The following is a 20,734-nucleotide window of genomic DNA, read 5'->3' as shown; positions in this document are numbered from 1 at the left end:
CAACACCTTCCCCCTAGGAGAGCTTTCACTGTGCCCAGAATTCTGATCGTCGGCGGCGGCTATGCCGGTTTCTACACCGCATGGAAACTCGAGAAGTGGCTCCGGCCCGGCGAAGCAGAGGTCACCGTCGTCGACCCGCTTCCCTACATGACCTACCAGCCGTTCCTGCCGGAGGTGGCTGCCGGCTCCATCGAGCCGCGGCACGCGATCGTTCCCCTGCGTCGTCACCTGAAGAAGACCGAGATCGTCGCGGCCAAGGTCACCGGCATCGACCACGCGTCGAAGACGGCCACGATCACGCCCAACATCGGTGAGCCCTACGAGTTCGCCTACGACCAGATCGTCGTCACCGCCGGTTCCGTCTCGCGCACCTTCCCGATCCCGGGCGTCGCCGACGAGGCCATCGGCCTCAAGACGATCGAGGAGGCCGTCGCCATCCGCGACCGCATCCTCACCAACATGGACAAGGCGGCGGGCCTGCCTGCCGGCCCCGAGCGCGACCGCCTGCTCACCATCGTCGTGGTCGGCGGTGGCTTCGCCGGTATCGAGATCTTCGCCGAGCTGCGCTCGTTCGTCAGCGGCCTGCTCAAGCAGTACCCCGAGATCAAGTTCGAAGACACCCACTTCCACCTCATCGAGGCGATGGGCCGCATCATGCCCGAGGTCTCGCTGCCCACGAGCCTCTGGGTCATCAAGAACCTGGCCGAGCGCGGAGCAGAGATCCACCTCGACACGCAGCTCAAGTCGGCCGTCGACGGAGTCATCGAGCTCTCGACCGGCGACAGCTTCGAGTCCGACACGATCATCTGGACCGCCGGCGTCATGGCGAGCCCGATGCTCAAGGGCACCGATCTTCCCATCGAGGAGCGCGGGCGCCTGCAGGTTCGCCCCGACCTTCGCGTGGGCACCGCAGACAACATCGTGCCCGACGCCTGGGGCGCCGGAGACGTGTCGGCTGTCCCCGACCTCTCGGGCGGCGGCGTCGGCGGCTTCTGCGTGCCGAACGCACAGCACGCGGTTCGCCAGGGGCGCCTCATGGCCAAGAACATCGTGGCGGAGCTGCGCGGCGAGAAGCTCGTCGAGTACAACCACAAGAACCTCGGAGCCGTCGCAGGCCTCGGCATCGGCGTCGGTGCGTTCCAGTCGGGCAAGATCGCCGTCAAGGGCCTCCCGGCCTGGTTCATGCACCGCGGTTACCACGGACTCGCCATGCCCACGTGGGAGCGCAAGATCCGTGTGATCGGCAACTGGGTGTTCAACTTCGTGCTCGGCCGCGACATCGCGTCGCTCGAGGCCCGGGTTCACCCGCGCGCAGCGTTCGAGGCGTTCGCCTCGCGTCCCCGCCCTGCAGCCGAAGCGCCCGCCGAGCCCGCAGCCGAGGCCAAGAGGCCCGCCGCCAAGCGCGCGCCCGCCAAGAAGACCGCCGAGAAGAGCCTGCCCTCGCCCGAGGGCGCTCCGATCGTGGTCGGCGGCGGCGACCCGGTCGACACCAAGTAACCGAGCAGCAGCTCGAAGGCGAGAGCGCCCGTTCCCTCCAGGGGGCGGGCGCTTCGTCATTTCTCGTCGGGGTCGCCCATCGACTCGGCGTGCATCGTCTTGCCGCGGGCGATGGTCTCGTCGTCGTGCGCGAGAATTCCGACCGTCTCTGTGACCCGACCCGCGACAGCCTTGGCGGCATCCGCGGGCGGCTTCTCGTCTTCGTCGTCGGGGATGTCGTCGGCCGACAGGTCGTAGGTGCGCAGGGTGTCGTCGTCGGTTCCCGGATGCTCGGCGAACGCCACGCAGAGACGCGCCACCTCGTCGGCGTGGGCGTGCATGACCGAGTGCGCGGAGTCGGGCATCTCCCAGCTGCGGGAGTGGGGGAGGAGCTCGCCCACCCGGGTGACCCAGTCGCGGGGCGCCACCGCATCGTGTTCTCCGCGGATGACGAGGGTGTTCGCTTGAACGAGCGGTAGTCGGTCTTCGATCGGAAAGCGCATCATGCGCGGCAGCACCCGGAAGAACCACTTGAAGCCGCACAGTAGATACGAGCTGACGGCGAGGAACTTGACCCTACCGGGCTCGTGCCACGCGGACTGCAGGAAGCGCAGCGCCTGAGTGGGAATGCGCCTCTCCGCGGGGTTCACCACGGGGCCGATGAGCACCAGCGTGGTGATGTCGGGCCGGCGAGAGGCGAGGTCGGTGACGATCTGGGTTCCCATCGAGTGCCCGACCACGATCGGGTCGATCAGGTCGAGTTCGTCGATGACCCTGCCCACCAGATCGGCGTAGCCCCGGATGCTCAGGGCCGACTTCGGGTGCGGCACGCCCGCGAATCCCGGCAGGTCGAGCGCGTGCACGGGGCCGAAGCGGTTGAGGTTGGGGGCGAGTCGCTCGAAGTAGTTGCTCGAGACGCCGATGCCCGGAACGAGCACGAACGGCCGGTCACCGGTCTTGCCGATGGTGCTGACGCGCACGTAGAGCTCTGCGTCGTACACGCGATCGACGGTGACCTCGGTGGAGGAATTCGTCTGGGGTTCCGATCGGCGACGCCTGCTCATTATTAGAGGGTACTAAGGAGTGATCGGTAGAGTGCTGGCAGTGTGCGTGAGGGAGAAACGATGACGACAATGACCGAGCATCGTGACGGCGCGCGCCGCCCCGACACATCGGATGCCGACTGGCAGGGATTCTCGGAGCGTTTCGATGCGGAGTTCCCTCGGCTCCAGTCGCTCTTCACCCGCATCTACGGCGACGATCCGAGGGTGACCGGCCATCTCGCATCCCTCGTCGGCGAACTCGCCGAGTCGTGGCAGTCTCGCCCGGCCGACCTGCGGACGCTCGACGCGAAGCGGGCGGCCGACCCCGGCTGGTTCCAGTCGAACCGCATGCTGGGCGGTGTCTGCTACGTCGACCTCTACGCAGGCGACCTGTCGGGCATCCGCGATCGCATCCCGTACTTCGTCGAAATGGGCCTCACCTACCTGCACCTCATGCCGCTGTTCCTCGCGCCGAGCGAGAACTCCGACGGGGGCTACGCGGTGTCGAGCTACCGGCAGGTGAACCCGTCGCTCGGAACCATGCAGCAGCTCACCGAGCTCGCGGCCGAGCTGCGCGGACACGGCATCTCGCTGGTGATCGACTTCATCTTCAACCACACCTCGAATGAGCACGAGTGGGCGCAGAAGGCGCTCGCCCGCGACCCGGAGTTCGAGGACTTCTACTGGATCTTCCCCGACCGCGAGATGCCGGATGCCTATGAGCAGACGGTGCGCGAGATCTTCCCCGACGACCATCCCGGCTCGTTCGTGCAGCTGGGCGACGGGCGATGGATCTGGGCGACGTTCCACTCGTTCCAGTGGGACCTGAACTACTCGAATCCCGCGGTCTTCCGGGCCATGGCGGGCGAGCTGCTCTTTCTGGCGAACGCCGGGGTCGACGTGGTGCGCATGGACGCGGTGGCCTTCATCTGGAAACGCCTCGGCACCCCCAGCGAGAACCTGCCCGAAGCGCATCTGCTGCTGCAGGCGTTCAACGCCGTGTGCCGCATCGCCGCGCCTTCGCTGCTGTTCAAGTCTGAGGCCATCGTGCACCCCGACGAGGTCGCTCAGTACATCTCTCTCGAGGAGTGCCAGCTCAGCTACAACCCCCTGCAGATGGCACTCATCTGGAACTCGCTGGCGACGAGGGAGGTGGGTCTGCTGTCGCAGGCCCTCGAGCGCCGCCACGCCATCGCACCGGGAACGGCCTGGGTCAACTACGTGCGCAGCCACGACGACATCGGCTGGACCTTCGCCGACGAGGACGCCCGCGAGCTGGGCATCGACGGCTTCGATCATCGACGCTTTCTCAACGCGTTCTATGTCAACCGTTTCGATGGCAGCTTCTCGCGCGGTGCGCCGTTCCAGGAGAACCCGAAGACCGGGGATGCGCGCGTGTCGGGCACCACGGCATCCCTCGCCGGGCTCGAGGCGGGCGATGACGAGGCGATCTATCGCATCGTGCTGGCTCACTCGATCATTCTGAGCACCGGCGGCATTCCGCTGCTGTACCTCGGCGACGAGGTGGGGCAGCTGAACGACTACGGCCAGCTCGAGGTGCCCGGCCAGCAGGGCGACAGCCGCTGGGTGGGGCGGCCGCGCTACCCGGCCGACCGCTACGCGTCGCGGCTCGATGCGACGACGGATGCCGGGGGTATCTACCTGAGACTGCGTCACCTGATCGCCGTGCGGCAGGCGACCCCGGAGTTCGCCGGGGGAGACCTCGTGGCCTTCGGCACGAACAATCCGCACGTGCTGGGTTACCAGCGCACGGGTACGTTCTACGGTGTGCCGTCGACGGTGGTGGTGCTGGCGAACTTCGCCGAGACGTCGCAGACCGTGACGCGGGAGACGCTGGCCGGGCTGCCCCCGACGGCCGACGACCTGGTGACGGCCAGCACGGTCGATCTATGGACCGATCTCGTGCTGGAACCGCACCAGTTCGTGTGGCTCAGGCTGTAGCCGCTCAGCGCCTGTCGAGCCGCGCGACCCCGATCTTCGAGTCGGCCATGCCGTAGAACACGAAGCGCACCCCGTCGATCGTCTCGATCGCCGTCGGGAACACGACGTTCGGCACGATGCCGCTGCGCTCGTCCTCCGTCTCGGCGAAGAGCAACGGATCCGGGCTGCGGGCGATCACCTTCGTGGGGTCGTCGCCGTCGAGGATCATGCCGCCCGCGGCGTAGTTGACCTTCTGCTGCTGGGCGAACGCACTGTTGATCACGCCCGTCACGCCGTGGTGCAGGACGAGCCAGCCCTCTTCGACGCGGAGGGGAGGAGGTCCTCCGCCGATCTTGACGGCCTCGAAGGGGAACTCGGGGCCGGCCAGGAAGCGGTGCTGTCCCCAGCGAACGAGGGTGCGCGGATCTGCCAGCACCTCGGCCAACGGGATGAAGCTGATCCAGATGCTCTGCCGGTCGTCGGGCACCCCCTCCGGCACACGGATTCCCTCTCCCGGCTTGGTCTCGCCGAGATCCCACATCGGGCGGTGCAGCACGGCGAGGCTCTCCGTTCCATCGGGGGCGGTCACCGGCTCGGGGAAGAAGACCGTGTCCTTGTTGTGGAAGAGGTTGAGGTCCATGTCGAGGGAGTCGTCGTAGTCGAAGAGCGCCGGCCCCAGGCGGGTCCATTCGCGGAGATCCGACGAGGTCGCGATGGCGGTGCGGGGCCCGAGCGGCCCGTAGGCGACGTACGTCATCACGTGCAGGCCGAGAACGGGAATGAAGGTCACCCGGGGGTCTTCGACGCCGGCGTTGTGGGCGCCGCGCTCCCAGCCGCGATCGGGCTCGAGCACGACGCCCTCGCGCTCGACGCCCACGGGAACGCCGTCTTCGACCACCACGCGGGCGAGGCCCACGCGGCTCACATTGCCGGTGGCCACGAGACGGGGAAGCAGATGCAGCGCGCCATCGGGAGTGTGCCCGCTGCCGGGATTGAGGACTCCCTCGGCCTCGAGATCGTTGCCCTCCTCGGGCGTCATGATGACGCCGACCCGGGTGAGCTCGTAGGGGAATGGGGTGGTGTGCATGGTTATCCTTTCACTCCCGAGCCGATGTCGGTCGAGATGAAGTAGCGCTGGAACACGATGAACAGAATGACGACGGGCCCCGCGAGCACGGCGGCACCCGCGAGGGTGGCGCCGAACGGATTGGCGGCAGTGGCGGCGACGTTCGAGATGTAGTTGGCGAGCGAGACGGCGAGTGGCTGGAGACCGGCCTCCTTCGTGATCAGGAACGGCCAGAGGAACTCGTTCCACGGGCCGATGAAGGTGAGCAGTACGACCGTGATGAGGGCCGGGCGCACGAGGGGAAGGGCGATGCGGCGCAGCACGGCGAACTCGCCGGCCCCGTCGATGCGGGCCGCTTCGAAGAGCTCTTTCGGCAGCTGCAGGAAGTACTGCCGGAAGATGATCACCGCCGTCGAGTTGATGGCGAACGGCAGGATCATGCCCAGGTAGTTGTCGCTCAGCCCGTAGTCGCGGGCGATCAGCACGTAGAGCGGCACCATCAGCAGCTGGAACGGGACCACCTGCACGAGCAGCGCCAGGGCGAACGTCACGCCGCGACCACGCCACTGCAGCACCGCCAGGGCGTAGCCGACGAGCACGCCGAAGACGAGGGTGCCGAGCAGCACTCCTCCGGTGAAGATGCCCGAGTTGAGCAGCCCTTGGAAGAGGTTGATGCGGTCGTTGATGGCGGTGTAGTTCTCGCCCGTGATGTTCGACGGATTCGGGAACGCGCCCGCGATCGTCGGGTCGGGAGCGGTCTGCAGCGACCCGATGATCATGTAGTAGAACGGGAAAAGGAACGCGACAGCGCCGATGAAGAGCACGACGCCCCGGAGTATCTTCTGGAATCTCGACATCAGTCTCGCCCTCCCGCGAAGCGGTTCTGCAGCAGTGCGACCACGAGCACCAGCACGACGAGCACGACGCCGATGGCGGCGGCCACGTCGGGCTGGCCCTGCTGGAGGCCCTTCTGATACATGATGAGCACCGGCGAGGCCGATGCGCCGTCGGGGCCTCCGCCGCCCGTCAGCAGGTACGGCTCGGTGAAGAGGTTCGCGCCCGTGACGGTGGAGACGAGGAGCACGAGCACGGTGGCGGGCCTGACGCCCGGCACGGTCACCGAGAAGAAGCTCCGGATGGGCCCGGCCCCGTCTGTGGATGCCGACTCGTAGAGCTCTTTCGGAATGCCCTGGAGGGCCGCGAGGTAGAGCAGGATGTAGAAGCCGAGCTGCTTCCAGGTGACGAAGAACGCGATCGTGGGCATCGCCCACGCCGAGTTGATGAGCCACGACGGGTCAGGGGCGAGCGGCCCGAGCACCGCGTTCACGAGACCGTCGCCGTTGAACAGGAACAGCCAGATCGCCACGACCGCGACGCTCGCGGTGACGTAGGGCACGTAGTAGGCGACCCTCAGGAACGTGCGGAAGTGCACGATGCGGTTCAGGCCAGAGGCGAGCAGCAGCGACAGCACGACGGTCAGCGGAACGTTGATGAGCAGGAAGATGCCCACGTTGCCGAACGAGCGGATGACCGCGGGATCCTGGAACGCCGTCAGGTAGTTGGTCAGGCCCACGAACGGCCTGTCGGCCTCGAAGCCGGGCGCCGTGAAGAAGAAGTCGTGGAACGAGATCCAGACGGAGTAGATGAGCGGATACGCGAACACCGCGATCACGAAGATGAGGTAGGGGGCGCTGAACAGCAGTCCGAGCGGGTTGCGGCCGAGGATGCGTCGTGTGCGGCCGACAGGGCGGGGCGGGTTCTCGATGAGTGTGGTCATGGTCGTCTCCCCTTACGGCTGCTTGGCGATGTCGTCGATCTTGGCCGCCGCATCCGCCAGCGCCTGTTTCACGTCCTTGCCGCCGAAGATCACGGATTGCGACCATTCGTCTCGGAACGCCTGGAGCATCTGCACCGTGTTGGGTCCGGCGGGCACGTCGACGGTGCGGGCCGCCTGGTCGCCGAACTCGGCGTAGGCGGGGTTGGCCGCGAAGTAGTCGGGGAAAGTGTCGAGCAGATCGGCGCGCAGCGGCATCTGGCCCGTGGTCTCGAGCAGCTTCTTGTCTTGATCGAGGCTCGTCGAGAACTTCGCCACGTCCCACGCCGTTCCCTGGTTCACGCACGCTGTGTAGAAGCCGATGTTCTTCGCGTCACTGAACGTGTAGGTCTCGTCGGCGGGAATTCCGTCTTGGGTGGGAACCGGAACGGAACCCCAGTTCACCCCGTCGTAGACCGAGACCGCCCACGGACCGACGATCGCCATGGCCGCCTTGCCGTCTCCGAACGCGTCACCCGTGTACTTCTCCTGGCCGGCGAGCCCGTCGGCGTACAGGGTCGACCAGAACTCGCCGACGCCGTCGCCGGCCTCGTCGTCGAACGTGGCCTTGTCGTCCTCCACGACCAGCTTGCCGCCGGTCTGCGCAGCGTACAGCGGGTAGAAGTCGAACTGCATCTGGAAGAACTCGCTCGTCGGTGCGGGCCAGATCGCGTAGTCGGCGCCGCCCTTCTCGACGACGGTCTTCGACGCGGCGAGGAAGTCGGCATAGGTCGACAACTGGGGGTCGTCGGGATCGAGCCCGGCCTTTTCGAAGATGTCCTTGTTGTAGAAGATCACGACGGGGTTCGACTTCCACGGGAGCTGGAAGTAGTCGCCGTCGGCGTTCTGGTACTGCGTCGACAGTTCGCCGGACCGGTCTTCGATGTACTCCGCGCCATCCGGCAGCGACGAGATGTCGACGAGCCCGCCCGCCTTCTCGAACTGGCCGACCGCGCTCGGGGCGGTGTTATAGATCAGGCAGGGGGCGTTTCCGGCCGTGATGGCGGCGCCGATGACCTCCTCGCTCGACCGGCCGGCGGGGATCTCCTGGCCCGTGACCTTCTCGTCGGGGTGCTCGGCGTTCCAGGCTTCGACCATCTGCTTGCCCCAGGCGACCTCCTGCTCGTTGTTCGAGTACCAGATCGTGATGGGTCCGTGGTCGTCTGGTGATCCGCCCGAGCCGCCGCGCGAGCACGCCGTGAGCGCCAGCGCCCCGACGATCAGCGCGGCCGCGGCCACAGCTCGTCTCTTCTTCATCGTTGTCTCCTGTCTGTGTTCGTCTCCGTCGGCGCCGTCGCCGTGGAATCCCGAACCACCAGTTCTGCGGGGGCGAGTTCGATGTCGCCCACCTCGTCGCCGCCGACCAGCCGCAGCAGGGCGTCGGCGGCCGTGAATCCCCAGCCCCGGGCATCCGTCGCCACCGTCGTGAGCGCCGGCTCGATGTAGCGGCCGATCGCCGAGTCGTCGAAGCCGACGATCGACACGTCGCGCGGAACGTCGAGGCCGGCGCGCCGGGCCACGCCGATGCCGGCGATCGCCATCGCGTCGTTCGCGTAGACGATCGCTGTGGGCCTCTCTGCACGGTCGAGCAGCTCCGCGGTGGCGCGCGCGCCGTCGGCGGCGCTGAAGTCGGTCTCGACGACGTCGGGCGCGGAGAGGTTCGACGACGCGAGGGCCTGCAGGAACGACGCCTTGCGTCGGGCGGCGTGCAGCAGACGATCCGGGCCCGCGACATGGGCGATGCGCGTGTGGCCCAGACTCACGAGGTGCCGAACGGCGTCGTGGATGGCCGGGGCATCGTCGAGGGTGACGGCGGGAATGGCGCTCGCGTCGACGTCGGTGCGGCCCAGCGAGATGGCACGCAGGCCGATCTCTCGCAGCAGGGATACGCGGGAATCCGCGGCCCTGAGGTCGGTGAGGATCACGCCGTCGACGCGGCGCTCGGCCGCGAGCCTGCGGTAGGTGGCCTCTTCGAGGCGTTCGTCTCCCACGACGCTCAGAACCAGCGACTGGCCGCGAGGGGCCAGCACCCGTTCGACGCCCGAGATGAAGGAGGGGAAGAAGGAGTCGTCGGCGATGATCTCGGGATCGCGGGCGATGACGAGCCCCACCGCGAACGACACGTCGGAGCTGAGCGAGCGTGCCCGCACGCTGGGGGACCAGCCGAGCTCCTCGGCCGCGGCGAGGATGCGCGTGCGGCTCTCGGGCGACACCCCCGGGCGGTCATTGAGCGCGAACGACACGAGGCCCTTGCTGACCCCGGCGGCGCGGGCCACGTCGGCGATCGTCGGGCGGGATGCCTGCATCGCGATCTCCTCATCGAGTCGGACGGTCTAAACCGGTTTAGAGACAAGCTAGACCCGTTCGGCGCCCCGGTCAAGGGAGTGTTCGGTAGTCTCGAGGGTGCCGGGCCCCCATAGCCCAATCGGCAGAGGCAGACGACTTAAAATCGTTTCAGTCAGGGTTCGAGTCCCTGTGGGGGTACGAGCCGCGCTATCAGTCTCGGTTCGAGGACCGGCGGATGATGAGACGGGAGGGGATCTCCACTCGCTCGAATTGGTCGTCTTGATGTTCTCGGAGTTCCCGCACTAATTCCACCGCACGACCTGCCATCTCTCGGAGCGGTTGGCGAACGGATGTCAGCGGCGGTGTAGCAGCGACAGCCCTAGGTTCATCATTGAACCCCACGATGCGGACGTCTGCGGGAATGGCGAGGTCCAATCGCTGGACCGCGGCATAGACGGAAAGAGCCATTTCGTCGTTGCCTGCGAAGACCCCGACGGGTAATGCCGACTCTTTCAGGGCACGCACCAATGCGGTCGTGGGAGCGGCGTTGGTCCACTGACTTTCGACGCGCCGAATGCTGGCCTCCGGAGCCAGTTCAGCTAGTGCTGCCCGGAAACCTTCTTCCCGTGCGCGGCCGAATCGATACGCGGGGACTCCGGTCACGACGATAAAGCTCAAGGCTCCAGATTGAGCAAGGTGTTCCCCGGCGTCGTAACCGCCTTGCCAATCGGTTGTGCCGACGCTGGCGAGTTCGCCCTCGGGGTCGGAGCGTGGATCGAGCAGGACTATGGGGATGCGAAGGCCTCGTAGTTCGTCGAGTTGACTATGTGTCGGGCGGATGATTCCGAGTATCACTCCGGAGGGTTTGCGCATTGCGACGCGAGCCGGCCAATCGTCGGACGGATCGTCGCGCTCCAGCGTCAGCACGAGATCGAATCCAAGTCGAAAGGCTGCCTGCCTGGTACCGGCAACCACTGCGCTCGTCCATGCGTCGTCGAAGCTGCCCAACACCAATTCGATGAGCCGCTGGTCCAATGTCGCCGGTCTGCCCCGGAGGGCCGAACTGCGGTTGTATCCCAGTGCCCGGGCCGCCTCGAGAACCTTCTCGCGCGTCTGCCGCTTCAGATCACCGCGACCGGCAAGCACCCGCGACACGGATGACACAGACACCCCTGCGGCTTCCGCGATCATCGCGAAAGTGACAGAGTCAGGGCCATGCTCCGTCATGTATCTCCTTTGATCGTGCGGCGGCTGTTTCCGGCACGTTACTACAGGAACGAAGACCGGCTCGGACCCGAGGCTGATCACACCAAGCGATGAGGACAGCAAAGAATGACGCTGACCTGACTGCGTTGATGCGCGGGCTCGTCTGCAACGATTTGGCAACACCCGACGAGTTGCGCAAAAGTCTCTGGTTTTCTTGCCGCGGCAGATTGCTATGCGTAGCGTCAGCTTCGGAGATCGAAGCCCCTGCAATCACGATTGGCTCTCCTCCCGGGTTCACAGCTCAGTGACACCCAAACCAACAAAGGAGTTGTTATGAACAAAACCCGACGACGCGCCATATCGGCGCTGTCGATCTCTCTCCTCGCCTCGGCTGTCGCCCTCACGGGATGCGCGCCCGGCGGCGGGACCTCCGGAGGCGGAGGCGGATCCACTCTGACGCTGGGAATGACTGCCGACCTACCCGGTCTCGGTGTCGCAATCCAGCCCGCGTATCAAGGATGGTTCGCCGATGCGGCTTGGGACACCCTCCTGATCTGCGATTCGTCGGGGAAGCCCTCACCGCAGTTGGCAACCGAGTGGGAATACAACGACGACCGCAGTTCTGCCAAGCTGAAGCTGCGGGAAGGAGTGAAGTTCTCCGACGGCACCGACTTCGACGCAGAGGACGTTAAGGCTGCGATTACTGCCGCGGGAGAGGTCAACGACCGGTTCGCGGACGTCGCTTTCGACATCGAGGACGAGAACACGATCACCCTCACCTGGCCGCAGCCGATCCCGACCCTGGATCTTGTACTGTGCGAGCCGAACATCTCTAGCTCGGAGTACTACGCCGGTGATGCGCAGGACACCACTGTTGTCGGTTCGGGTCCATACATATATGACGCCGGCGCGAGCACACAAGGTTCGTCGTACACCTTGACGAGGAACCCGGACTACTGGGACGCAGAAACGTATCCCTTCGACAAGGTCGTGCTCAAGGTGTTCACCGACAGCACGGCAGGTATCAACGCCATCAAGACGAAGCAGATCGACGGCATCCTGGCCGACGCATCGACGGTCGATGAGGCCAAGAGCTCGGGCATGGAGGTTGTGACTCTTCGCGGTGTCACGACTCGTCTTCTCATCACCGATCACAACGGAGAAAAGATCCCAGCACTCGGCGACGTCCGCGTGCGACAGGCCATGAACATGGTCTTCGACCGTGACGCGATCTCCGAGCAGCTGTACCGAGGTTTCGCCGATCCCGCCTATCAGATCTTCCGTGTCGGTAGCGATGCGTACCTGGATGACCTGACGGAAGACCCGTACCCCTACGACGTCGACGCTGCCAAAGCGCTCATGGCCGAAGCCGGCTATGCAGATGGCTTCACCCTGCAGATACCGTTCTTTGAAGGACAGAATCACGATCTCCTGTTCCCGTACATCACAGAGCAGCTCGCCCAGCTCAACATCAAGGTCGAGCAGGTCAACCTGACCGGACCGGACGCCATCACCGACCTTCTCAGTGGCGAGTACCCCGTGCCGCTCTGGCAGCTCGGCAACTACGGCGAGTCGCTCCAGGACATTAAGGACTACGTTCTGACGGACGGCATCTGGAACGTCGAGCACCAGCCGGACGCGACAGTCGACGCACTGTGGCAGAAGGTCCTGACCGGAACGGACGAAGAACGAGTCTCGGCCCAGAAGGAAATCAACCAGTACATCATCGACCAGGCATGGTTCGTGCCGATGGCGTACCCGGACGGGTTCTACGTGTACAACCCGGACATCTCCATTCCCACCGAGTCTGACTTCGCCGCACTGCACCCGCTGCTGCGCGACTTCCAGACCAAGTAACCGGCGGTAGGCCCCAACTATGTTCCGCACTCTCCTGCTCAATCTTGTCCGCGCGGTCGGTGTTCTGCTCGTCGTGAGCTTTGCCACCTACTGCCTGATGTTCAGCGATGGCATCGGTATTGCACGAGCGGTCCTGGGACCGACGGCAACGGACACGCAGGTAGCAGCGCGCGCTGCAGAGTTGGGGCTTACCCGCCCCCTCTACGAGCAATACTTCAGCTGGCTGGCCGGTGCCGTCCGAGGAGACCTTGGCTCCTCGTTCCTCACCGGCCAACCGGTCACGGACGCAATGGCAAACCGGGCACCGGTCACTCTGTCCCTCATCATCCTGACCATCATCTTGACCGCCGTGATCAGTGTCATCCTCGGTGTCACAGCCGCCCTCTATGGCGGCTGGGTCGACAAGCTCGTCCAGTTCATCGCTGTTCTCGGCGCCGCTGTCCCCGGCTTCATCATCGCTATTGCCCTCATCTTCGCTTTCGCGATCTCGATACCTCTTTATCCGGCTACGGGCTACATCCGGATTACAGACGACCCGCAGGGGTGGCTTTGGTCTCTGACTCTTCCCGTCACAGCTCTTCTCATCGGCACGATCGCCAACGCCGCCTCGCAATTTCGCGGATCTGTGTCCGACGCCCTTTCTCAGGACTACGTCCGCACACTCCGGTCCAGAGGTATTTCAGAGCGCGCCATCGTATTCAGGCACGTGCTGCGTAATGCCGCGGGTCCGGGTTTGATCGTCCTCAGCTTGACCACGTTGGGACTCCTGGGCGGCGCACTGTTCATCGAGTCGGTGTTCGCCCTCCCCGGCGTAGGTCAGCTCGCCAACCTGTCTGCACAGGCGGGAGACGTTCCCATGGTGATGGGCACCGTGATCTTCGCAATGATCCTCATCCTCGTCGTCAATTTCCTCGCCGACCTGTTCGTCGGAATCCTCAACCCGAAGTCGAGAATCAAATGACCATCGATCAGCACGAACTCGACCCTGCTGCAGACGGCACCGCAGCAATCACCGGCGAACGTGTCCGCCGCTCACCGCTGCGATCATTGCTCGCGAATCCTTTCGCGTCCGTCAGCATTGCCTTCCTGTTTCTTATTGTCTTCATCGCGATCACCACGCCGTGGCTTGCGCCATTCTCGCCGAACGCGACAGACCTTGCGGCTACCAACGCGGCACCTTTCACCGACGGTCACTTCTTCGGCGCCGACGCCTCAGGTCGCGATATCCTCTCGCGCCTCATGTGGGGAACGCAGCAGACCATCATCGCCTGCCTGCTCGTCTTGGGGGTCTCCCTGGTCTTGGGGCTCACATTCGGACTACTCGCCGGTTTCTATCGCGGCAAGTTCGAGACCGTCGTGAACTTCGTCTCAGACGTGATCATGTCGCTCCCGGGAATCGTCTTGCTGATCGCGCTGTATGCGCTGACTGGCCCGAACATCCCCGTCGCCATGGCTGTATTCGGCGTCATCGTCGCCCCGTCGTTCTACCGACTGGTCCGCTCCGTTGTCATCTCGGTTCGGTCCGAGCTCTACATCGATGCCGCCAAGGTCGTCGGACTTTCTGATGCGCGAATCATCGGTCGGCATGTGCTGTCGGCTGTGCGGGCGCCAGTCATTGTCCAGAGCTCGTTCGTGCTCGCTACAGCCGTCGCAATTCTCGCCGGAGTCGACTTCCTCGGACTCGGTGACCCCTCGGCACCATCCTGGGGTCGAGTGCTCCAGGAAGCGTTCAACAACCTGTACACAAACCCAGCCAACGTCATCTGGCCTTCGATTCTTATCAGCCTGACGATCCTGTCATTCGTGCTGCTGGGTAATGCTCTGCGCGACACGCTCCAGGCCTCGAACCGCAGTGCGGTGCTCAAAGGCGCCAGACGACGTTCTTTGATGATGTCGGCACAGGACGAGCGAGTTGCTGGCGTAAATGACCTAACTCCGGCGCAGGACGTCATTCTCTCAATCCGCAATCTGCGGATCGGCTACCCGACATCTGCCGATGACGTACGCCCCGTGGTTCACGGCGTAGACCTCGATGTTCGAAAAGGCGAAATCCACGGCCTCGTGGGCGAATCCGGGTCAGGAAAGTCGCAGCTCGCATTCTCGACGCTCGGCATTCTGCCGCGCGAAGCGGTAGTTCTAGGCGGCAGTGTCTTCTTCGAGGGCCGCGACCTTCTTGCGGACAAGATGCGCATGCGCCGGGCCCGCGGTCGTGGTATCGCGTATGTGCCGCAGGAGCCCATGTCGAATCTCGATCCGTCATTCACGATCGGCGCCCAGCTCATTTATGGGCTCCGCGCATCGACTGGTGTCTCGAAGGCGCAGGCTCGCCGGGAGCTGCTCGACCTCCTCACCCGCGTAGGTATCCAGGATGCGGAACGGGTCATGAGTCTCTACCCGCACGAGATCTCCGGTGGCATGGCACAACGCGTGCTGATCTGCGGCGCCGTGGCGACTAAACCTCATCTGATCGTCGCCGACGAGCCGACAACTGCTCTGGATGTGACCGTGCAAGCGGACGTTCTAGAACTCCTTCGAGAACTCAGCAGGGAACGGGGGATGGCCATGATTATCGTCACGCACAACCTCGGCGTTGTCGCAGACATCTGCGACACCGTCAGTGTGATGAAAGACGGTCGAATCATTGAAAGCAATGACGTCGACTCGCTATTCGCAGCCCCGCACGATCAGTACACCAAAGATCTCCTGGTGTCCTCGCGCACCGTCGAACTGAAAGAGGCTGACGATGAGTGAGAACCTGCTCGAGATCAAGGATCTGGTCGTTCGTTACGGCGGCCGCCGGGGTGGAAAGACCGTTATTGAAGACGTCTCGCTCAACTTGCGGGCCGGTGAGACGGTAAGTCTGGTTGGCGAGTCAGGCTCCGGCAAGACCACCATTGGTCGGGCAATCCTCGGCCTGGCACCGGTCACAGGCGGAACCATCCGATTCCGCGATCAAGAGATCAGCAACATCAGCCGCCAGCGTCGACGACAGGTCGCCCGAGACATCCAGGTCATCTTCCAAGACCCGTATTCATCGCTCAATCCGTCCATGACGATCGAAAGTATCCTTGTCGAGCCTCTTCGCGCTGCGGGAGTCTCCGAGGGCAAGACTCGCGTTCGTGAACTACTTGACGCGGTGGGCATGCCGGGCGACTCGGGATCACGGTACCCGCGCGAGTTCTCCGGCGGGCAACGGCAGCGCATTGCTATAGCCCGTGCGCTGGCCATGGACCCTGCAGTCATCGTCTGCGACGAGCCGACCAGTGCTCTCGACGTAACGACCCAGGCTCGCGTTCTCACGCTCCTGCGCGACCTGCAGAAAGACACGGGCGTCGCCTACTTGTTCATCAGCCACGATCTCGGTGTTGTCCACGCCATCAGTGACCGGATCGCCGTTCTACGAGGAGGGCGCATCGTCGAAATTGGCGACGCCCATCAGGTCGCGACCGCGCCGCAGCACCCGTATACGCGCCAGCTCCAGATGTCGGCGCCCATCGCGGACCCACCAAGACAACGGGCTCGTCGCGCGGAGCGACTACGAATTCTCGCTGCCGACCGACTGGAGGGTACGGAGACAGCCTGAGCCGTTGAACGCGTCCCGTCCACAGTTCCCCTTCAGCTACAGGAGACCTCATGGCTTCTCTCACTCCGCCAACGGCGCCCAGATTTGAACATCGAACGGATCCGGGAGACACCCTCGGGCTCGGCACCGGCACGCCTCGACTCTCGTGGACGGTGGCTACGGCGCCTGACGACTACGTACAGAGCGGCTATGACGTCGAGGTCAGTCGGCCGGCGGGTGTGACAGTATTCGCGGTCGAGTCGGCCGAGCAAGTTCTCGTGCCGTGGCCTGCTGATGCCCTTCATTCGCGCGAACGTGCATCGGTTCGGGTTCGCGTTCGGGCGGCTGGTTATGAAAGCGACTGGAGTCCTGCTCGCGTTGTCGAGGCCGGGTTGCTGGAAGTCGAAGACTGGAGTGCGGGATTCATCTCGCCGCGAGGTATCGGCGGTCTCCACCAGCCGGCGCCCGAACTCCAGGGTTCGATCGTGATCAGCGGGGAGATCGCGTCCGCGCGGTTGTTCGCAACCGCGCACGGCATCATGTCGGCTCGCATCAATGGAGTTCCAGCAGATGACACAGTCCTGGCGCCGGGGTGGACGGCATACCAGGATCGCCTCCGCTACCGGGCCTACGACGTCACAGCACTGGTCCAAAACGGGCTCAATCAGGTGACGGTACTGCTGGGCAACGGCTGGTGGCGAGGTCGATTCGGCTTTCTCGGCGAACGCGCCCTCTACGGCGACACCCTCGCCCTGCTGGCGCAACTCGAGGTGACGACAACCGACGGTCTTCGCCATACCCTTTCGACCGACGGCACCTGGCGCGCACGAGCGACCGGCATACTTGCCGACGACATCTACGACGGTCAAATCACCGATCTCCGGTTCGACGACAGAACCGAGTTCACGGTGCCAGTCGACGAGGTCGCCGGGAATCTTCGCACGCTTGCAGGCGAGGACGGCCCTCCCATGCGCGTCGTCGAAACGCTGCAGGCCCGACGTGTCTGGTCTTCACCATCCGGCAAGACGCTCGTCGACTTCGGCCAGAACGTGGTCGGGTGGATGCGACTGCGAGTCCATTCGCGAAAGGCAGGAACCGAGGTCACTCTCCGACACGCGGAAGTCCTTGAGAACGGCGAACTGGGCATCGAGCCTTTGCGAAGTGCGAAAGCCACGGACACATTCTTCATTCGCGGTGATGACGAGGAGATCCTGGAACCATCGCTGACGTTCCACGGATTCCGGTATGCCGAAATCGAGGGCCTCGACGGCATTGAAGCAAGAGACCTGGAAGCCATCGTCATCTCGAGCGATCTGCAGCGAACCGGATGGTTCGACTCCTCACACGAACTCCTCAATCGCTTCCACGAGAACGTCGTCTGGGGGATGCGCGGCAACTTCCTCAGCGTGCCGACCGACTGTCCACAACGAGACGAACGTCTCGGCTGGACAGGCGACATCCAGGTATTCACACCGACCGCAACCTATCTGTTTGACAGCGCCGGGTTCCTCGACTCATGGCTCAAAGACCTTGCCGCCGAACAGAGCGCGGATGGCACGGTACCGCACGTCATCCCCGACATCCTGCGAACGCCACTGACATCGGCGCCGGCGGCAGCATGGGGAGACGCGGCAACCGTCGTTCCATGGACGCTCTGGCAACGCACCGGAGACACCGGAGTCCTGGCTCGCCAATTCGACAGCATGCGAGGGTGGGTCGACCGCCTCAACGGGATCGCCGGCCCCGACCTCATCTGGCGCGGCGGTTTCCAATACGGTGACTGGCTGGATCCGACGGCGCCCTTCGACGACCCCGCCGCTGCGAAAGCCGATCCAGACGTGGTCGCCACTGCCCATTTCGCCAAGTCTGCGCAACTCGTAGCTGATGCTGCGCTTGAACTGGGCCGTGCAGACGAAGGAGCGCACTACGGACTTCTCGCCCGACAAGTCCGGGAAGCGTTCGTCCGCGAGTTCGTTACGGGAACCGGTCGCGTACTCTCGGACTCGCAGACCGCCTATGCCATGGCGCTCCAATGGGATCTGGTCACCGACAGTGACCAGCGGCTCGAAGCCGGAAACCGGCTCGCCGATCTCGTTCGGGGGAGCGCGTTTCGTATCGCAACCGGATTCGTCGGAACTCCGATCATCTGTGACGCGCTGACAGACACCGGCCATGCTGACCTTGCTCACAGACTACTTTTTCAGACGTCAGCGCCCTCCTGGCTTTATCCCGTGACAATGGACGCAACGACGGTGTGGGAGAGGTGGGATTCCCTACTCCCGGACGGCACCATCAATCCCAGCGGCATGACGTCCTTCAACCACTACGCGTTGGGCAGCGTCGTCGACTGGGTTCACCGGCGCGTGGCAGGTCTCGCTCCAAGTGCTCCGGGATACCGAGGTATCAGCGTTCGCCCGCTGCCGCCGGCTCAGCTCACTTCGGCGTCCGCGCGGCACATCACGCCTTACGGCGAAGCACGCGTTGCCTGGAGAAGGGAGGGCGGCGTCCTCACCTTGGATGTGACAGTTCCCGTAGGGACGACCGCAGATGTGGAGCTGCCCTGGAACGCGGGCGAGTTCTCCGTCAGCCACGGACAGCATCGCTGGGAGATACCGGCCCCTGAGCTCACAATCCAGGCCACCTCAACGATTCGCGACCTCATCGACGACGAGCAGCACTGGGCGCGTTTCACGGCTCTCGCCTTGGGCGCCGACCTAGCCCCCAACGAGTTGCGACTTGCGCAGCTGCTCTCGTCCTACCTCAATCACCCAGTAGCGAGTCTGGTGGATGGGGTTTGGACAAAGGGGTGGCCCTCGGAATCCGCCAAGAAAGAGCTTGCGGCATTCGTGCGCTCGCTCACATCACCCGGGGCAGACAACTTTGACCCTCTTGACACGAAAGCACTTCATGTCTGACAGCACGGCCGAAATTCAACTCGCCGCCACCAATCCCGCCGCCAACGGCGCCGTGCAACCTATCCTGCCGGGCTTCTACCCGGACCCGACCATCTGCCGAGTCGGCGACGATTTCTACCTCGCAACATCGAGCTTCGAATACTTTCCCGGTGCCCCGATCTTCCACAGCCGCGACCTCGTGAGTTGGACGCAGATCGGCAACATTCTCACCACCCGCGAGCAATTCCGACTGACGACACCAGGCCCGTCCACGGGCATTTACGGTTCCACGCTGCGTCACCACGACGGCACATTCTGGTTCATCACGACGAACGTCAGCGACTTCGAATCCGGCCAAGTGATCGTGCACGCAGACGATCCTCGAGGACCCTGGAGCGAGCCGGTCTTCGTCCCGGATGCCACCGGTATTGACCCGGATCTCAGCTGGGATGACGACGGGCAGTGCTTTCTCACCTGGCATGTTCTGGATTTCATTGTGGGTGGCCAAGGCATCCGGCAAGCACGCATCGACCTCGAGACAGGCACGCTTGTCGGGCCTGACTACCCGGTTTGGCAGGGGAGTGGTATGCAGGCCGCCGAAGGTCCGCACCTGTACCACGTGGGTGCATACTGGTACATCCTTCTCGCCGAGGGAGGCACTGAACGAGGTCACTGCGTCACTGCGGCCCGCGCGACGAGCCCGTCGGGTCCATTCGAACCGTGTCCGTGGAATCCGATCTTCACCCACAGAAGCACGTCCCACCCGGTGCAGAGCGTTGGTCACGCCGACCTCGTCGAAGGCCCGGACGGGCGGTGGGCTGTCGTCTACCTGGGCGCACGGCCACGCGGCTCCACACCCGGGTTCCACGTACTCGGTCGCGAGACATTTATCGCCGGCGTGACCTGGGCGGATGGCTGGCCAGTAATCGACGAGTACCAATTCGAGATCCCTCCGGGTGAGACGTCGTTCCGGGATGAATTCCTGGGTGGATCATTCGATCAGCGCTGGGTCGTCGCGGACGGTGAGCCTGAAGACGCCTCAGCTCGCGACGCGCGTGGCGGCATCGCATTCCCTCGATCAGGGGCAGCCTCCGACATGCTCTACACACGGGTACGGGACTTCGAATGGACCGCGGACGCCGTGATCGAATCAGCTGGAGAGCTCCGACTTCTCATCGACGACCGTCACTGGTGCGGAATCATCGTAGATCGGGACTGCGTCCGTGCGGTGCTGCATGTCGGGGACATGCAGCTCGAGCTTGCATCTGTTGCCCTCCCAGCCACCATCGCGACCGTGCGATTGCGCGCGTCGCCACCCAGGAGCGCCCCGGTTCCATTCGGTTCTGCCGGTCCGGACGACATCACGCTGTCAGTCGATACGGGGGACGGATTCACTGAGCTCGCCCGTGTTGACGGCAGATATTTCTCGACCGAGGTCGCGGCGGGCTTCACGGGAAGAATGCTCGCCATCGGCTCGCCTGACGCTCGGGGCCGCATCATCTCGTTCGAATACAGCTCGGACGCCGCCTAAACGCAGGAGGTCGGCGTCGACCTTCTTGGCAGATGTTTTGCGCAAAAGGATGGGCCCGG

Annotated in this window: 15 protein-coding genes and 1 tRNA gene; 9 read left to right on the top strand and 7 right to left on the bottom strand. The window is 64.4% G+C overall.

Annotated features, from left to right (window positions below):
* Nucleotides 1-30 precede the first annotated feature (30 nt).
* Nucleotides 31-1,497, top strand: a complete 1,467-nt coding sequence (locus ASF51_RS12955) for an NAD(P)/FAD-dependent oxidoreductase (RefSeq protein WP_055930253.1) — start codon at nucleotides 31-33, stop codon at nucleotides 1,495-1,497.
* Between the two features lie 56 nt (nucleotides 1,498-1,553).
* Here the strand turns inward: ASF51_RS12955 and ASF51_RS12950 are convergent, their stop codons facing one another.
* Complete coding sequence (locus tag ASF51_RS12950; protein WP_055930250.1) at nucleotides 1,554-2,540, bottom strand: alpha/beta fold hydrolase; 987 nt, start codon at nucleotides 2,538-2,540, stop codon at nucleotides 1,554-1,556.
* Between the two features lie 69 nt (nucleotides 2,541-2,609).
* Here ASF51_RS12950 and ASF51_RS12945 point away from each other — a divergent pair, with 69 nt between their 5' ends.
* Nucleotides 2,610-4,481: an alpha-amylase family protein gene (locus tag ASF51_RS12945; RefSeq protein ID WP_235497234.1), complete on the top strand. Its 1,872-nt coding sequence runs from the start codon at nucleotides 2,610-2,612 to the stop codon at nucleotides 4,479-4,481.
* A 4-nt stretch (nucleotides 4,482-4,485) separates the two neighbouring features.
* Here ASF51_RS12945 and ASF51_RS12940 read toward each other — a convergent pair whose 3' ends face one another.
* Genes ASF51_RS12940 through ASF51_RS12920 form a run of 5 tightly spaced genes read right to left on the bottom strand, consistent with a single transcriptional unit; the run spans nucleotide 4,486 to nucleotide 9,645 of the window.
* Entirely contained in the window at nucleotides 4,486-5,547 is a 1,062-nt protein-coding gene (locus ASF51_RS12940; RefSeq protein ID WP_055930243.1) for a glycosidase, read from the bottom strand.
* 2 nt (nucleotides 5,548-5,549) lie between these two features.
* The gene (locus ASF51_RS12935) at nucleotides 5,550-6,383 is read right to left on the bottom strand and encodes a carbohydrate ABC transporter permease (RefSeq protein WP_055930240.1); all 834 of its coding nucleotides are present in this window, start codon (nucleotides 6,381-6,383) and stop codon (nucleotides 5,550-5,552) included.
* Nucleotides 6,383-7,303, bottom strand: a complete 921-nt coding sequence (locus tag ASF51_RS12930) for a carbohydrate ABC transporter permease (RefSeq protein ID WP_055930237.1) — start codon at nucleotides 7,301-7,303, stop codon at nucleotides 6,383-6,385. The genes ASF51_RS12935 and ASF51_RS12930 overlap by 1 nt, the downstream gene beginning before the upstream one ends.
* Before the next feature lie 12 nt (nucleotides 7,304-7,315).
* Nucleotides 7,316-8,596 (bottom strand): extracellular solute-binding protein, encoded by a 1,281-nt coding sequence (locus ASF51_RS12925; RefSeq protein ID WP_055930236.1) that lies wholly within the window; start codon nucleotides 8,594-8,596, stop codon nucleotides 7,316-7,318.
* On the bottom strand, nucleotides 8,593-9,645 hold the full coding sequence (locus ASF51_RS12920; protein WP_055930233.1) for a LacI family DNA-binding transcriptional regulator: 1,053 nt from the start codon (nucleotides 9,643-9,645) through the stop codon (nucleotides 8,593-8,595). The genes ASF51_RS12925 and ASF51_RS12920 overlap by 4 nt, the downstream gene beginning before the upstream one ends.
* Before the next feature lie 104 nt (nucleotides 9,646-9,749).
* Between ASF51_RS12920 and ASF51_RS12915 the strand changes: the two genes are divergently transcribed.
* Nucleotides 9,750-9,823 (top strand) — tRNA-Leu (locus ASF51_RS12915).
* Nucleotides 9,824-9,835: 12 nt separating this feature from the next.
* On the opposite strand, the gene ASF51_RS12910 is transcribed toward ASF51_RS12915, so the two are convergent.
* Nucleotides 9,836-10,852 (bottom strand): substrate-binding domain-containing protein, encoded by a 1,017-nt coding sequence (locus ASF51_RS12910; protein WP_055930229.1) that lies wholly within the window; start codon nucleotides 10,850-10,852, stop codon nucleotides 9,836-9,838.
* Nucleotides 10,853-11,164: 312 nt separating this feature from the next.
* Between ASF51_RS12910 and ASF51_RS12905 the strand changes: the two genes are divergently transcribed.
* From ASF51_RS12905 to ASF51_RS12880, 6 genes are read left to right on the top strand one after another with little or no spacing between them, the layout of a single operon-like run.
* A complete protein-coding gene (locus ASF51_RS12905) occupies nucleotides 11,165-12,688 on the top strand; it encodes an ABC transporter substrate-binding protein (RefSeq protein WP_055930227.1) in 1,524 nt (507 codons plus the stop codon).
* A 19-nt stretch (nucleotides 12,689-12,707) separates the two neighbouring features.
* Nucleotides 12,708-13,649, top strand: coding sequence for an ABC transporter permease (locus ASF51_RS12900; RefSeq protein WP_055930224.1), 942 nt, complete (start codon nucleotides 12,708-12,710; stop codon nucleotides 13,647-13,649).
* The gene (locus ASF51_RS12895) at nucleotides 13,646-15,439 is read left to right on the top strand and encodes a dipeptide/oligopeptide/nickel ABC transporter permease/ATP-binding protein (RefSeq protein ID WP_055930221.1); all 1,794 of its coding nucleotides are present in this window, start codon (nucleotides 13,646-13,648) and stop codon (nucleotides 15,437-15,439) included. The genes ASF51_RS12900 and ASF51_RS12895 overlap by 4 nt, the downstream gene beginning before the upstream one ends.
* The gene (locus ASF51_RS12890; RefSeq protein WP_055930218.1) at nucleotides 15,432-16,271 is read left to right on the top strand and encodes an ATP-binding cassette domain-containing protein; all 840 of its coding nucleotides are present in this window, start codon (nucleotides 15,432-15,434) and stop codon (nucleotides 16,269-16,271) included. Before ASF51_RS12895 ends, ASF51_RS12890 begins: the two co-directional genes overlap by 8 nt.
* 50 nt (nucleotides 16,272-16,321) lie before the next feature.
* Entirely contained in the window at nucleotides 16,322-19,165 is a 2,844-nt protein-coding gene (locus ASF51_RS12885) for a family 78 glycoside hydrolase catalytic domain (protein ID WP_055930215.1), read from the top strand.
* Nucleotides 19,158-20,675, top strand: coding sequence for a glycoside hydrolase family 43 protein (locus ASF51_RS12880; RefSeq protein WP_082479850.1), 1,518 nt, complete (start codon nucleotides 19,158-19,160; stop codon nucleotides 20,673-20,675). Before ASF51_RS12885 ends, ASF51_RS12880 begins: the two co-directional genes overlap by 8 nt.
* The last annotated feature ends 59 nt before the right edge of the window (nucleotides 20,676-20,734 follow it).

This window comes from Agreia sp. Leaf283 (genome assembly GCF_001422485.1).
Taxonomy (GTDB): Bacteria; Actinomycetota; Actinomycetes; order Actinomycetales; family Microbacteriaceae; genus Agreia.
This window is presented reverse-complemented; position numbering and strand designations above follow the sequence as displayed.

What these genes read in the sequence shown, in the direction of transcription:
- ASF51_RS12950 (WP_055930250.1), bottom strand. Translation starts at nt 2,540, where the DNA reads ATGAGCAGGCGTCGCCGATCGGAACCCCAGACGAATTCCTCCACCGAG.
- ASF51_RS12945 (WP_235497234.1), top strand. Translation starts at nt 2,610, where the DNA reads ATGACCGAGCATCGTGACGGCGCGCGCCGCCCCGACACATCGGATGCC.
- ASF51_RS12940 (WP_055930243.1), bottom strand. Translation starts at nt 5,547, where the DNA reads ATGCACACCACCCCATTCCCCTACGAGCTCACCCGGGTCGGCGTCATC.
- ASF51_RS12935 (WP_055930240.1), bottom strand. Translation starts at nt 6,383, where the DNA reads ATGTCGAGATTCCAGAAGATACTCCGGGGCGTCGTGCTCTTCATCGGC.
- ASF51_RS12930 (WP_055930237.1), bottom strand. Translation starts at nt 7,303, where the DNA reads ATGACCACACTCATCGAGAACCCGCCCCGCCCTGTCGGCCGCACACGA.
- ASF51_RS12925 (WP_055930236.1), bottom strand. Translation starts at nt 8,596, where the DNA reads ATGAAGAAGAGACGAGCTGTGGCCGCGGCCGCGCTGATCGTCGGGGCG.
- ASF51_RS12920 (WP_055930233.1), bottom strand. Translation starts at nt 9,645, where the DNA reads ATGCAGGCATCCCGCCCGACGATCGCCGACGTGGCCCGCGCCGCCGGG.
- ASF51_RS12910 (WP_055930229.1), bottom strand. Translation starts at nt 10,852, where the DNA reads ATGACGGAGCATGGCCCTGACTCTGTCACTTTCGCGATGATCGCGGAA.
- ASF51_RS12905 (WP_055930227.1), top strand. Translation starts at nt 11,165, where the DNA reads ATGAACAAAACCCGACGACGCGCCATATCGGCGCTGTCGATCTCTCTC.
- ASF51_RS12900 (WP_055930224.1), top strand. Translation starts at nt 12,708, where the DNA reads ATGTTCCGCACTCTCCTGCTCAATCTTGTCCGCGCGGTCGGTGTTCTG.
- ASF51_RS12895 (WP_055930221.1), top strand. Translation starts at nt 13,646, where the DNA reads ATGACCATCGATCAGCACGAACTCGACCCTGCTGCAGACGGCACCGCA.
- ASF51_RS12890 (WP_055930218.1), top strand. Translation starts at nt 15,432, where the DNA reads ATGAGTGAGAACCTGCTCGAGATCAAGGATCTGGTCGTTCGTTACGGC.
- ASF51_RS12885 (WP_055930215.1), top strand. Translation starts at nt 16,322, where the DNA reads ATGGCTTCTCTCACTCCGCCAACGGCGCCCAGATTTGAACATCGAACG.
- ASF51_RS12880 (WP_082479850.1), top strand. Translation starts at nt 19,158, where the DNA reads ATGTCTGACAGCACGGCCGAAATTCAACTCGCCGCCACCAATCCCGCC.